15 protein-coding genes are annotated in these 12,065 nt (G+C 71.8%); 10 read left to right on the top strand and 5 right to left on the bottom strand.

Going from position 1 to position 12,065, the window contains the following annotated elements; all coding sequences use genetic code 11:
• Positions 1-60 precede the first annotated feature (60 nt).
• The 5 genes from ND450_RS09405 (at position 61) to ND450_RS09385 (ending at position 4,801) form a co-directional block, all read left to right on the top strand.
• Positions 61-486 carry an NfeD family protein gene (locus ND450_RS09405; protein ID WP_253325751.1) on the top strand — a complete coding sequence of 142 codons (426 nt, stop codon included), beginning with the start codon at positions 61-63 and terminating at the stop codon, positions 484-486.
• Positions 487-532: 46 nt separating this feature from the next.
• Entirely contained in the window at positions 533-1,729 is a 1,197-nt protein-coding gene (locus ND450_RS09400; protein WP_253327889.1) for an SPFH domain-containing protein, read from the top strand.
• Between the two features lie 178 nt (positions 1,730-1,907).
• Positions 1,908-2,330: a YciI family protein gene (locus ND450_RS09395; protein WP_089920672.1), complete on the top strand. Its 423-nt coding sequence runs from the start codon at positions 1,908-1,910 to the stop codon at positions 2,328-2,330.
• 29 nt (positions 2,331-2,359) lie between these two features.
• Entirely contained in the window at positions 2,360-3,634 is a 1,275-nt protein-coding gene (locus ND450_RS09390) for an RNA polymerase sigma factor (RefSeq protein WP_253325750.1), read from the top strand.
• A gap of 84 nt (positions 3,635-3,718) precedes the next feature.
• Positions 3,719-4,801 (top strand): hypothetical protein, encoded by a 1,083-nt coding sequence (locus ND450_RS09385; protein WP_253325749.1) that lies wholly within the window; start codon positions 3,719-3,721, stop codon positions 4,799-4,801.
• Positions 4,802-4,837: 36 nt separating this feature from the next.
• On the opposite strand, the gene ND450_RS09380 is transcribed toward ND450_RS09385, so the two are convergent.
• Positions 4,838-6,265, bottom strand: a complete 1,428-nt coding sequence (locus ND450_RS09380; RefSeq protein ID WP_253325748.1) for an amidase — start codon at positions 6,263-6,265, stop codon at positions 4,838-4,840.
• Positions 6,266-6,315: 50 nt separating this feature from the next.
• Here ND450_RS09380 and ND450_RS09375 point away from each other — a divergent pair, with 50 nt between their 5' ends.
• Positions 6,316-6,828: a hypothetical protein gene (locus tag ND450_RS09375; RefSeq protein ID WP_253325747.1), complete on the top strand. Its 513-nt coding sequence runs from the start codon at positions 6,316-6,318 to the stop codon at positions 6,826-6,828.
• Here the strand turns inward: ND450_RS09375 and ND450_RS09370 are convergent.
• Entirely contained in the window at positions 6,812-7,330 is a 519-nt protein-coding gene (locus ND450_RS09370) for a CGNR zinc finger domain-containing protein (protein WP_253325746.1), read from the bottom strand. The two genes, ND450_RS09375 and ND450_RS09370, sit on opposite strands and share 17 nt — an antisense overlap.
• A gap of 26 nt (positions 7,331-7,356) precedes the next feature.
• Between ND450_RS09370 and ND450_RS09365 the strand changes: the two genes are divergently transcribed.
• Positions 7,357-7,563, top strand: a complete 207-nt coding sequence (locus ND450_RS09365) for a hypothetical protein (RefSeq protein WP_143091714.1) — start codon at positions 7,357-7,359, stop codon at positions 7,561-7,563.
• On the top strand, positions 7,550-8,161 hold the full coding sequence (locus ND450_RS09360; protein ID WP_245786374.1) for a TetR/AcrR family transcriptional regulator: 612 nt from the start codon (positions 7,550-7,552) through the stop codon (positions 8,159-8,161). The genes ND450_RS09365 and ND450_RS09360 overlap by 14 nt, the downstream gene beginning before the upstream one ends.
• On the opposite strand, the gene ND450_RS09355 is transcribed toward ND450_RS09360, so the two are convergent.
• Both ND450_RS09355 and ND450_RS09350 read right to left on the bottom strand, forming a co-directional pair.
• A complete protein-coding gene (locus ND450_RS09355) occupies positions 8,153-8,674 on the bottom strand; it encodes an AAA family ATPase (protein WP_253325745.1) in 522 nt (173 codons plus the stop codon). The genes ND450_RS09360 and ND450_RS09355 overlap by 9 nt on opposite strands.
• A 73-nt stretch (positions 8,675-8,747) precedes the next feature.
• The gene (locus ND450_RS09350) at positions 8,748-9,611 is read right to left on the bottom strand and encodes a sucrase ferredoxin (RefSeq protein WP_253325744.1); all 864 of its coding nucleotides are present in this window, start codon (positions 9,609-9,611) and stop codon (positions 8,748-8,750) included.
• A 100-nt stretch (positions 9,612-9,711) separates the two neighbouring features.
• Between ND450_RS09350 and ND450_RS09345 the strand changes: the two genes are divergently transcribed.
• The gene (locus ND450_RS09345) at positions 9,712-10,083 is read left to right on the top strand and encodes a DoxX family protein (protein WP_253325743.1); all 372 of its coding nucleotides are present in this window, start codon (positions 9,712-9,714) and stop codon (positions 10,081-10,083) included.
• On the opposite strand, the gene ND450_RS09340 is transcribed toward ND450_RS09345, so the two are convergent.
• Positions 10,080-11,078: an IS481 family transposase gene (locus ND450_RS09340; RefSeq protein ID WP_253325742.1), complete on the bottom strand. Its 999-nt coding sequence runs from the start codon at positions 11,076-11,078 to the stop codon at positions 10,080-10,082. The two genes, ND450_RS09345 and ND450_RS09340, sit on opposite strands and share 4 nt — an antisense overlap.
• A gap of 239 nt (positions 11,079-11,317) precedes the next feature.
• Between ND450_RS09340 and ND450_RS09335 the strand changes: the two genes are divergently transcribed.
• On the top strand, positions 11,318-12,016 hold the full coding sequence (locus tag ND450_RS09335) for an SDR family NAD(P)-dependent oxidoreductase (RefSeq protein WP_253325741.1): 699 nt from the start codon (positions 11,318-11,320) through the stop codon (positions 12,014-12,016).
• Positions 12,017-12,065: the final 49 nt, after the last annotated feature.

Genomic DNA, 12,065 nt, shown 5'->3' with positions numbered 1-12,065 from the left:
CGGGGCCCGGCACGGTGAATCTTCACGCTGCGTGGTCCCCGTTGGTGTATGTATGGGCTCATGGCCGCGCTGATCTGGCTGATCGTCGGGATACTGCTCGTCGTCGCCGAGGTTCTCTCCGGTGACTTCGTGCTGGTCATGCTCGGCGCCGCCGCGCTGGCGGCCGCGGGCGTGTCCGCGCTGGGTGCCGCCGACCTGGTGAGCGTGCTCGTGTTCGCGGCCTCGTCGCTGGGTCTGATCGTCACGGCCCGGCCGCTGCTCAAGAAGCGGCTGCAGCTCGGGTCGACCGTGCGGATGCACCACGAGGCGCTGCTGGGCGGCAGGGCCGTCGCGGTGACGAAGGTGGACGAGCACGGCGGGCAGGTGAAGATCGGCGGCGACACCTGGAGCGCGCGCACCCTCGACGGGTCCGTGATCGAAGAAGGCGAAGCCGTCACCGTTGTCGAGATCTCGGGAGCCACCGCCGTCGTCATCGCCGCGGTGTGACCCCCTGGGTGCGAACCCAAGAAGGATGTGAACCGAGTTGGACCCGATCACCCTCGTGATCGTCGCCGTCATCGCGATCTTCGTGCTGACCATCGCCGTCAAGTCCGTGCTGGTCATCCCGCAGGCGCAGGCCGCCGTCATCGAACGCCTCGGCCGTTTCCGCACCACTGCGGCACCCGGCCTCAACATCATGGTCCCGTTCATCGACAAGGTGCGCGCCCGCATCGACCTGCGCGAGCAGGTCGTGTCGTTCCCGCCGCAGCCGGTGATCACCCAGGACAACCTCACCGTCTCCATCGACACGGTCGTGTACTTCCAGGTCACCGACCCGCGTTCCGCGGTGTACGAGATCTCCAACTACATCGTCGGTGTCGAGCAGCTCACCATCACCACGCTGCGCAACCTCGTCGGCGGCATGAGCCTCGAGGAGACCCTGACCTCCCGCGACCACATCAACGGCCAGCTGCGCGGTGTGCTGGACGAGGCCACCGGCCGCTGGGGCCTGCGCGTGGCCCGCGTCGAGCTCAAGTCGATCGACCCGCCGCCCTCCATCCAGGACTCGATGGAGAAGCAGATGCGCGCCGACCGCGAGAAGCGCGCCATGATCCTCACGGCCGAGGGCCAGCGCGAGTCCTCGATCAAGACCGCCGAGGGCCAGAAGCAGTCGCAGATCCTCGCCGCCGAGGGCGCCAAGCAGGCCGCGATCCTGTCGGCCGAGGGTGAGCGGCAGTCGCAGATCCTGCGCGCGCAGGGTGAACGGGCCGCCCGCTACCTGCAGGCCCAGGGTCAGGCCAAGGCCATCGAGAAGGTCTTCGGCGCGATCAAGGACGGCAAGCCCACGCCGGAGGTGCTGGCCTACCAGTACCTGCAGACGCTGCCGCAGATGGCGCAGGGCGACGCGAACAAGGTCTGGATGATCCCGTCCGACTACGGCAAGGCCCTCGAAGGGTTCGCGCGCATGCTCGGCGCGCCCGGTGACGACGGCGTGTTCCGCTACGAGGCGCCGGCCGACGACGCCGAGCGGCCCAAGCCCGAGGACGACGACGAGTCGGTCGCCGCCTGGTTCGACCTCAAGTCGGACCCGAAGGTCGCCGAGGCCGTCGCCGCCGCGGAGGCGGTGGCGCGTCAGGAGGTGCCCGGCCCGCTGGGCACCTCGCCGCGTCCGGTGGCCGCGCCGTCCCCGGTCCCGGAGCTGGAGGCGGAGCAGCCCCGGTCGCTGCACCAGCCCGACGAACGGCTCTGAGCACCACCCGCGAGCGGCCCATCCCGATCACCGGGGTGGGCCGCTCTGCTGTGTGACCAGCGGAAAAAGAAAGTTCCAGATTTTTCCGGGCGCGTGTCGATCGAAGCACCCGCCCGTTCGACCTCGGCGTGAAAGGGTCCACAAGGGACCCGCACGAACCACCCGGGAGAGACTGACCATGAAGTTCATGCTGATCTGGCGCGTGACCTCCGACGAGGCCTGGGGCAACCTCGGCGAGATCGACTTCGACCAGATGCTCGAGACCGTCGGCCGGTTCAACGAGGAGCTCATCAACGCGGGCGTCCTGGTCGCCGCCGAAGGCCTCGCGCCGGCCGAGGAGGGCGTGGTCGTCGACTTCTCCTCCGAGCCGCCCGTGGTCACCGACGGCCCGTACGGGGAGACCAAGGAGCTGTTCAACGGCTTCTACCTGATCAACGTCCCCACCATCCAGGACGCGATCGAGTGGGCCAAGCGCACCCCGATGACCGCCGCCGGGTTCAAGACCGAGATCCGCCGCGTGCCGACGATCGACGAGTTCCCGCAGGACAACGAGTGGATCAAGAAGGAGCGGGCGTGGCGCGAGTCGACCGGCCAGCTCTGAGCTGCCGCGCCTGAACTACTTTGGGCGCCATGAGCGACCCCACGGGACGCAAGGCCGTAGCCGCGGTGTGGCGCATCGACTCCGCGAGGATCATCGGTGCGCTCACCCGCTACACCGGCGACTTCGCCCTCGCCGAGGACCTCGCGCAGGAAGCCCTCGCCGAAGCGCTGGTGACGTGGCCGCGCGAGGGGGTGCCGAACAACCCTGCGGGCTGGCTGCTCACCGTCGGCCGGCGCCGCGCGATCGACGCGTTCCGCCGCCGCAGCGCCCGCGACGAGAAGTACGCGGCCATGGCCCACCACCTGCCCGAAGGCGGCGCGCTCACCGGCGCCGAACCCGGTCCCGCGCCCGACGACGTGCTGTGGGACCCGGACCAGATCGACGACGACACCCTCGCGCTGATGTTCACCTCCTGCCACCCGGTGCTGTCGCGGGAGGCGGGGGTGGCGCTGACGTTGCGCGTGATCGGTGGTCTGACCAGCGACGAGATCGCGCGGGCGTTCCTGGTGCCGACGGCGACGGTGCAGGCGCGCATCACGCGGGCCAAGAAGACCCTCGGGGCGGCGGGGGTGCCGTTCGAGGTGCCGCCGGTGAGCGAACGGCCCGCACGACTGGCGCAGGTGCTCAGCGTGCTCTACCTGATCTTCACCGAGGGCTCCTCGGCGAGCTCCGGTGACGAGGTCATCCGCTTCGACCTCGCCGGCGAGGCGCAACGGCTCGCCCGGATCCTGTCGCGGCTGATGCCCGAGGAACCCGAGGTCCACAGCCTGCTCGCGTTGCTCGAACTGACCGCCGCGCGGTTCCCGGCCCGCCGCGGCCCCGACGGCGAGACCGTGCTGCTGCAGGAACAGGACCGGCGGCGCTGGGACCGCTCGGCCATCGCCCGCGGCCGCGCCGCGCTCGCCAAGGCCACCGACGCCGGCCGCGGGTACGGCTACTACGGGCTGCAGGCGGCGATCGCGGAGTGCCACGCGCTGGCGTCCTCGGTCGAGGACACGAACTGGGACCGCATCGTCGCCCTCTACGACGGCCTGGGCCGTCTCGCCCCGTCCCCGGTCGTGGACCTCAACCGCGCGGTCGCCGTCTCGATGGCCCAGGGGCCTGCCGCCGCCCTGCCGCTCGTCGACTCCCTCGCGGGCAGCGACGCGTTCAAGGACTCGCACCAGCTGCCGGGTGTGCGCGGAGAGTTGCTGCGCCGCCTGGGCCGCGTCGACGAGGCCCGCACCGCGCTGGAGCAGGCCGTTCGTCTCTGCGGCAACGAACGCGAACGCGCCGTGCTGGCCCGCAAGCTGGCCGAACTGTAGGCGATCCGCCACGGAGGGTGAACCTTAAATCGTACGGGGGACATCGGTGGCACTCGACCGGGTGACACGGGAATGATGTTGTGAATGGACTCGCTGCCCGCCACCGTGGCCTCCGCGCTCGTCGAGGCCGACGACGAGGCGGACGACGCTGCCTGGCCCGCCCGCTGGCAGGCCCTGACGGCGGTGTCGGTCGAACTGCAGTCCCTGCTCGTCACCGACCCCGGCCCGCGGCTCGTCGCCCTGATCGAACAGATCGTCACCCAGCTGGCCGACGGGGTCGCCGCCAGCCGCCGCCACCGCGTCGAGCTCGCCGAACTGGCCCACCGCGTCCTGACCACCCACGCCCGCGCCTGCGCCGAGACCGCCCCCGACCCGCGGCGGCTCGCCGACTGGCTGCTCGGCCTGCAGCTGCACCACCCCGAGGCGCCCGACGTCAGCCTCGCCGCCTACGCCCCCGCGCTCGACGACGAGGGACTGGCCGCCTACCGGGAGCGGGCGGTGGCGTTGTTCGAGCCGCTGCCGGTGATCGGGTTCGGTGAGACCGGCCGCTACGACCGCGCCCGCTGGGCGTTGCTGCGCGTCATGGAGGAGCTCGCCGAGTACACCGAGGACGTCGACCTGCAGCTGCTCGTGCTGTCGAAAGACCTGTCCTCGGGCTGGCACTACCTGCAGGTCGCGACCGTGCTGCGCGACAACGACCGCTCCGACGAGGCCCTGGAGTGGGTGGAGCGAGGCCTGCGGGCCGTCGGCGGCCGGGGCGCGGCGCTGCGGCTGATCGACCTCGCCGTGGAGGAGCACCTGCGCCGCGGCTCGCCCGGGCGGGCGGTGCAGGTGTGCCGGGAGGCGTTCTTCCTGCGCCCGAACCTCGACATCTACCTCAAGGCGCGGGCCCTGGTCGTGCACACCGACGACTGGCCGCCGTTGCGCGCGGAGCTGGTGCAGCACCTCGTGCAGGACGGCAGCAGGCTCGCGGTCGAGGTCTACCGGCGCATCGTCGAGGTCGAGCTGGCGCGGCGGGGGATCGAGGAGCAGGAACTGGTCGTGGAATGGCTCGCGCAACTACGCGGTCTGCAGCCCGACGCGTTCGCCGACTACCTGGACCACATCAAGTCCCGCCACGTCGCCGACCGGGAACTGCTCGACGAGTTGTCCCGCCGCGGCTTCTGACCGATCCCACCTCGGATAGTACGTACTCGTAATATCCTAGTTCGCATGATCGAGGCCGGAGGGGATCCGGTCCGCCCACGGCCGCGCGCGCTCCAGCTGAGCGGACACCGACAGCAGCGTGCACTCGTCGTGCTGGCGGCCCACGAGCTGCACCGCGAGCGGCAGTCCCCGCGACGTGCGGCCCGCCGGGACCGAGGCGGCGGGGTTGCCGGTGATGTTCCACAGCGGCAGGAACGTCGTGTAGCGCGAGGCCGCGAGCAACGCCGTGACCGCGCCGCGGCCGTCCCACTCGCCGACGCGGATCGGCGGGCGGGTCAGCACCGGGGTGAGCAGCACGTCGACCGAGGTGAAGATCCGGTTCGCGTACGCGGTGAGGTCCGCGTCGCCGCCGCACGCCCACCGCGCCACCCCGCGCGGCACCCGGCGGCCCAGCTCGCCGACCGCGCGGGTGCGCGGCTCGACCAGGTCCGGGAACTCCATGCCGGCGCGGGCCAGGTGGGCGTTGTGCAGGTAGCGCACGGCGAACCGGGTCGAGGCGGTGACATCGCGCATCGGCGGGTCCAGGCGCACCACGTCGTGGCCGAGGTCGGTGAGCAGCGCGGCGGTGTCCTGCACGGCGTCGCGGACCTCGCCGTCGATGGTGATGCCCGGACCCCACGGCCGCAGCGACACCCCGATCCGCAGCCTGCCCGGATCCGTGCGCGCGGCCTGGGTGAAGCTCGTGCGCGGCGGGTGGGCGACGTGCGCGTCACCGGGGGCGGCGCCGCGGATCTGGTCGGCGACCAGCGCCCAGTCCTGCACGGTGCGGGTGATCGGCCCGGCCACGACGAGTCCGCCGAGCATCTGCGGTTCGGGGGACAGCGAGACGCGGCCGCGCTGGGGCTTGAGCCCGAACAGGCCCGTGACGGCCGACGGGATGCGGATCGACCCGGCCCCGTCGGTGCCGATCGCCGCGGCGGCGAGACCTGCCGCCACCGCCGCGGCCGAGCCTCCGCTCGAGCCGCCGGGGGAGTGGGTCGGCGACCACGGGTTGCGCGTCGGGCCCGCCCAGGAGCTCTCGGTGTGGGGCCACAGCCCCAGTTCGGGCATGCGGGTGCGACCGATGACCACCGCTCCGGCCGCGCGCAGCCGGGCCACGATCGCGGAGTCGGCCGGCTGCGGGGTGCGGGCGGCGTTGGTGCCCTTGGTCGTGGGCAGGCCCGCGATCGCGATGTCCTCCTTGACCGCGATCGGCACGCCCCGCAACGGCAGGTCGTCGGAGCCGTGCGCGTCGAGCCGGGCCGCCTCCTCGAGGGCCTGTTCGGCGAAGACCAGGCGGAACGCGTTGAGCCCCGGGTCGATCCGCTCGATGCGGCGCAGGTGTTCCGCGACCAGTTCCCGGGCGCTCACCTGACCGGATCGCACGGCGTGCGCCTGTGCGGCGACGCCCGCGAAACACAGCTCCGACAGCTCTGACGGCTCCATGGGCCGACCCTAAGCGCCCGCTGGTGATCTACGGAATGGGAGAAGCACGCATGAGAGTCCTCGCGATGGCCGCCGCGGTCCTGGTCGCGGTGAGCACGACCCTGGTGTCGACGGCGCCCGCGCACGCCTACCCGCAGGTGTCGCGCGCCGAGGTGATCGCCCGCGCGAAGTCGTGGCTGACGGCGGGGCCGGGCGGGGGTCCGGTGCCCTACAGCCAGAGCGTGGGGTTGCAGGGGTACCGGCAGGACTGCTCCGGCTACGTGTCGATGGCCGCGCGGATCGACGCGCCGGGCAAGATCACCATCGATCTCGCCGACCGGCTGCACTCCGCGCCGATCGCGATGGCCGACCTGCGGTGGGGCGACATCGTCGTCAACACCACCGGCGACACCGCCGACGGCCGGCACGTCGTGATCTTCGAGAAGTGGGCCGACCCGTACAGGACGGCGTACCACGCCTACGAGCAGCGCAGCACCTACGGCACCACCTACCGCGTGCTGCGCTACGGGATCTCCGGGACCGACGACTACCGGCCGCGGCGGCTGCTCAACGTGACCGGCTGAGCGCCGCGGTCGTTCTCGTGCGGTGGTTGGCGACGGCGACGCGGTTGGCGCACCTGGTCGAGCAGAAGCGCCTCTTGCCGTTGCGGCTGGTGTCGACGAACACCGTGTCGCAGCCGTCGCGCCCGCACGCGCCGATGCGCCCGGCGTCCTCGCAGAACAACGCCGCCATGCCCGCGGCGGTGTAGGCCTTCACGCGCACGTCGGTCGGCGCGTCCTCGCGGGCGTAGTGCAGGTGCGGGGCGCGTCCGTCGTGCGTGGAGATGTAGTGCGTGGTCGAGGAGCGGGCGAGCAGGTCGTTGAGCAGCTCCACGGTGGGCTCGCGGAACACCTGCCGCAGCCGCTCGACCCAGTCTCGTACGTCACGTTCCTGACGTGCGTCGAGCGAGCCCAGGGGCTTGTAGTCGGAGGATTTCAGCACGTCGAGCAGGGGCAGCGCCGGGTCGGCGTTGACCAGCTTCGCGGCGAGCTCCGCCGCCGCCCCGCCGTAAGGGTTGAAATGCACTAGACCATGACAGCACGCTGGGGTCCATGATCGCCACCTGCCCCGCCTGCCACTGGCCCGCCACCTCCGCCGTCTCCCGGCACGGCACCGTCGCCTACGTCCGCTGCGTGTGCGGCCTGTTCCTCGTGCTCGAACGCGGGACCGTCACCGCCACCGCCGGGACCAGCGCGTTCGCCCCGGCACGCCGGACCGGCGGTGATCTTGCTAGTGTCCCGGACCGTGAGCCGTCGTGATCTCCTGTGCGACACCGCGATCCAGATCCTCGCGGTGGACGGCGGCCGGGGCCTGACCCACCGCGCGATCGACCGCGAGGCCGGCGTCCCCCTCGGCACCACCAAGAACTACTTCCCGACCCGCGAGGCGATCCTCACCGCCTGCGCCGCCCGCATGACCTCCCTGCACCAGGCCGCCGTGCAGCGCCTGCGCGAGACCACCCCGCCCGACGTCACCGCGAGCGACGTCGCCGAGCTCTACCCGGCCCTGCTGCGCCGCGCGGTCGCCGACGACCCGACCCAGATGCTCGCGATGGTCGAGCTCTACCTGGAGGCCGTGCGCCGTCCGGGGGTGCGGGCGGCGCTGTCGGGCATGGTGCTCGCCAACGCCGAGGCCGCCGCAGCGCTGCAGCAGGCCGCGGGCCTGCCCTCGACCGTGCGCGACACCGGCCTGCTCGACGCCTACTTCCTCGGGGTGGCGATCTCGCTGCTCGCCCTGCCGGCGGAGACGCTCGAGACGGTGGGCCTTGACGACCCGTACGCGCTGGGGATCGGCGTGTTCTCCGCGACCGCGCCGAACACGGCCGCCGTGCCGCGGCGGCCGGCGGAGTCAGGCTGACAGGGCCGCCAGCAGCGCCTCGTAGGTGTGCTCGACGTCGGCGGCGTCGGTGTCGAGGACGACCGAGTCGGACGTGAGGTAGGCGGCGAGGTGGGTGTGGATGCGGCGGATGACCGCCACCCCGCCCATGTCCTCGACGGCCCGGTCGATGTGGTGCTCGCGCGCCTGGAACCGGTCGATCGTGGTCTCGGGTGAGGCGAGCAGCACGAACTCGATGTACTCGGCGCCCGCCGACGCCGCCGCCCGCGCGAACGCGTCGCTCTGGGCGCGGTCGGTGATCAGCTGCGGCATGACGACGTCGTGACCGGAGCGCAGGTGCGTGGTCGCCATCGTGATCGCGAGCGGGCGCACCAGGTTCACCGCGCCGGAGAAGTCGTCCTCCCACGCGCCGACCAGCCGGACGATCTCGTCGGCGTCGAGGTTGAGCGTGCGGGGGTGGTCGGCGGCGTAGCGGGCGGCGATCGTGGACTTGCCGACGCCGGTGGGACCGTTGAGGTGGATCAGCCTGGGCACCCGGCCGAGCCTAGGCCGTGACCCTGAAGTCTCTTCGGGCGGCCGAGCGGCGCCCCGTCACCCCCGGCGTTCATCAGCGGCAGACGCGCACCAGTTCGTCGATCGCCGTCGCCACCAGCGCGATGGCGACGTCCGGGGACTTGCCGCAGCTCGCCGGCCGCGGCGGCACGGACTTCTCGGTCAGCGCCACCCGCCACTCGCGGCCGTCGGCGTGCCGCACCGTCGCGGAGTCCCCGGTCTCGGCGACGACGGTGAGCACGTCGCGGGTCTCGCCGATCTGCTGCCGCACGGCGACCTCGGCGACCTGACCCCGGGGGGTGAAGCAGGAACGGCCCCGGCACCGGTCGGCGACGATGCCCTCCGTGACCACACGCTGCGCCAACCGGTGGTCCAGTCGCCCGTACAGGTGACCGGTGGGCAGCAGCACACCGGTGGGCGCGAAGCGGTGCCCGCCGGTGTGGGTGCACTCCCACAGGTTCAGCGCCGTGGCGATCGGACGGCCGTACAGGGCGCAGCAGACGTCGCGTTTGCTGTTCGTGCAGACCAGCAGCAGTGGATCGTCGACCGGCGTGCCGAACGCGGTGGAACGGCCCGCGCCCAGCGCCGCGAAGTCGAGCTCGAGGGCCTCCTCCGGCGAGGCGAGATCGACCTGCTCCAGCCATGATCCACCGGGCTTCGTCGAGGCCAGGTACAGGCGGCGGCGTGCGGGCACGTGGTCGTCGGCGTGCCTGCCGGGGCGGCGGATCAGTAAGATGCGCACCCCGGTGCCGTCGGCACGGCGCTGCAGCTCGGCACCCAGTTCCGGGTCGAGGTGGCTCTCGGTCAGCGCGTCGCGGCCCCACGGGCCGGGCTGCTCCAGGCACAGCCACGCCGTCGCGGTCGCGGCCGTGCCGGCCAGCGGTTCGCCCGCGAAGTCGGAGAGTATCGAGCACCTCATCTGCACACTCTATACGGCCGTTCGGGTGATGAGTAAGGACACCCTTACTCGGTTGGGTGTGATGTAGGACATCGCCGTCCGGATCGCTAGGTTCCCGGTCATGAACGTCGTGGTGTGGATCGTGTCGGGTGTTCTGGCCGCCCTGTACCTCATGGCGGGCTTCACCAAGCTGGCGAAGACGAAACAGGACCTGCTCGCCGAGCCTCGCATGGCGTGGGCGGCGGACTTCACGCCAGGGCAGGTCAAGGGCATCGGCGCGGTCGAGGTCGCGGGCGCGCTCGGCCTGGTGCTGCCGTGGCTGACCGGCGTCGCGCCGGTCCTGACGCCGATCGCCGCGGCGGGCCTCGCGGTGGTGCAGGCCGGGGCGGCGGTCACGCACCTGCGGCGCGGCGAGAAGGCCACGCTGCCGATCAACGCCGTGCTGTTCGCGCTCGCGGTGTTCGTCGCGGTCGTGCGGTTCGGTCAGCTCTAGCTGTGATGTCCAGGGAGGTTGGTCAGCCGGGTGATGGGTGGCTGGCCTCCGAGGGCGGAGTGGGCTCGGTGGTGATTGTAGAAATGCAGCCAGCCGGGCAGGGCTGCTCGGCGCTGGGTTTCTGAGGGGTAGTGGCGGGCGTAGGCCCAGCCGTCGGCCAGGGTGCGGTGGAAGCGTTCGATCTTGCCATTGGTCTGCGGACGGTAGGGCCGGGTCCGTTTGTGCCGGACGACGAGCTCGGCGCAGGCGTCGCGCCAGGCATGCGAGCGGTAGCAGGATCCGTTGTCGGACAACACTCTTTCGACGGTGACATCGCGGTCGGCGAACCAGGCGATCGCTCGTTGCAGGACACCGATGGCGGTGGCGGCGGTCTCGTCGGCATGGATTTCGATGTAGGCGACGCGGGAGTGGTCGTCGATCACGGTGTGCAGGACCGCGGTGCCGACGTTGGGTTCGTAGTGGGCGTGCCGGGCGCCGGTGCGTTTGGCGGTGGCCTCGCGGTTGCGATCGCCCTGTTTCCTGCCGACGAAGCGCCAGCCGCCGCCGTCGGGAATGTTGCCGAACTTGGTGACGTCGACATGCAGCAGCGAACCGGGATGTGGATGTTCGTAGCGGCGCAACGGTTCGCCGGTGACCCGGTCGATCCGGGACAGCCTGTTGATCCGGCAGCGCACCAGCACCGCGTGCACTGTCGAGGCCGCGAGACCCAGCCGGCCCGCGATCTGCACGGGTCCGAGCCGGTGGCGCCGGCGCAGCGTCACGATCTGCCGCACCACGGGATCGGGCGTCTTGGCCGGGCTGTGGTGCGGCCGCGAGCTGCGGTCGGCCATCCCGGCTTCGCCCTCGAGCCGGTAGCGCTCAGCCCATTTACGTGCTGTTCTGACCGAGGTCATGAACATTCTCGCGGCCTCGGCGGGACGCCAGTTCTGCTCGACGACCAGACGCGCCAGGCGCAGCCGGGCACGCGGCGTCAGCGCCGCGTTAGGGTGGGACACGAAGGCCTCCGGGTGGTGAAGCGGTTCCTAGACAGCTCCACTTCACATCCAGAGGCCTTCACCTGTCTTCACGACAGGCCGTCACCCGCCCAAACCGGAACAACGTCCCTGGACATCACATCTAGCCCTCCCGGTCTCGGCCGCGGTCTCGTGGTGGAAGTGCGGCGAGTCCTCGCCGCGATACCACCGCGTTCGCGCGCCCCCACGGCCGGTGCCGGGCCCGAAGTTAGGGTGGCGGCATGACAACGGTGATCACCGGGGGAAGCCGGGGCATCGGTGCCGCGACCGCCCGCAGGCTCGTGCGCGACGGCCACCGCGTCGTGATCGGCTACCGCCAGGCCGAGGACGAGGCACGACTGCTCGAGAAGGAACTCGGGGTGCTCGCCGTGCGCGCCGACACCGCCGACGAGGACGACGTGGCGCGCCTGTTCGACGCGGCGGGCGAGGACGTCACCGGCGTGGTCAACAACGCCGGCGTCACCTCCCCGGTCGGGCCGCTCGCGCAGCTGCGCACCGAGGACCTGCGCCGCGTGGTCGACGTCAACGTCGTCGGCGCGTTCTTCGTCGCGCGGGAGGCGGCGCGGCGGATGACCCGCGGGTCGATCGTGAACGTGTCGTCGGGGGCGGCGACGCTGGGCAGCCCGGGGGAGTACGTGCACTACGCCGCCACCAAGGCCGCCGTGGACGCGTTGACGATCGGCCTGGCCAAGGAGCTCGCGCCGAGCGGGATCCGGGTCAACTGCGTGCAGCCCGGCACCGTGCGCACCGACATCCACCGGCTCTCCGGCGTGCCCGACCGCCCCGACCGCGTCGCCTCCCGCATCCCGCTCGGACGACCCGGCGAGGCCGGTGAGATCGCGAACGCCATCGCGTGGCTGCTGTCCGACGAGGCCTCGTACACGACGGGCGCGATCCTGCGGGTCGCGGGCGGCATGTGACCGCGCGCGAGGCCTTTCGCCTCTGCGGCGGGACTCCGGCCTGCCCGTA

The sequence above is a fragment of the Lentzea sp. HUAS12 genome, assembly GCF_024125735.1.
In the GTDB taxonomy this organism is placed as follows: domain Bacteria; phylum Actinomycetota; class Actinomycetes; order Mycobacteriales; family Pseudonocardiaceae; genus Lentzea; species Lentzea albida.
This window is presented reverse-complemented; position numbering and strand designations above follow the sequence as displayed.

Bases quoted from the DNA above. Each gene is read 5' to 3' on its own strand.
- ND450_RS09405 (WP_253325751.1), top strand. From the start codon at position 61: ATGGCCGCGCTGATCTGGCTGATCGTCGGGATACTGCTCGTCGTCGCC.
- ND450_RS09395 (WP_089920672.1), top strand. From the start codon at position 1,908: ATGAAGTTCATGCTGATCTGGCGCGTGACCTCCGACGAGGCCTGGGGC.
- ND450_RS09390 (WP_253325750.1), top strand. From the start codon at position 2,360: ATGAGCGACCCCACGGGACGCAAGGCCGTAGCCGCGGTGTGGCGCATC.
- ND450_RS09385 (WP_253325749.1), top strand. From the start codon at position 3,719: ATGGACTCGCTGCCCGCCACCGTGGCCTCCGCGCTCGTCGAGGCCGAC.
- ND450_RS09380 (WP_253325748.1), bottom strand. From the start codon at position 6,265: ATGGAGCCGTCAGAGCTGTCGGAGCTGTGTTTCGCGGGCGTCGCCGCA.
- ND450_RS09375 (WP_253325747.1), top strand. From the start codon at position 6,316: ATGAGAGTCCTCGCGATGGCCGCCGCGGTCCTGGTCGCGGTGAGCACG.
- ND450_RS09365 (WP_143091714.1), top strand. From the start codon at position 7,357: ATGATCGCCACCTGCCCCGCCTGCCACTGGCCCGCCACCTCCGCCGTC.
- ND450_RS09350 (WP_253325744.1), bottom strand. From the start codon at position 9,611: ATGAGGTGCTCGATACTCTCCGACTTCGCGGGCGAACCGCTGGCCGGC.
- ND450_RS09345 (WP_253325743.1), top strand. From the start codon at position 9,712: ATGAACGTCGTGGTGTGGATCGTGTCGGGTGTTCTGGCCGCCCTGTAC.
- ND450_RS09335 (WP_253325741.1), top strand. From the start codon at position 11,318: ATGACAACGGTGATCACCGGGGGAAGCCGGGGCATCGGTGCCGCGACC.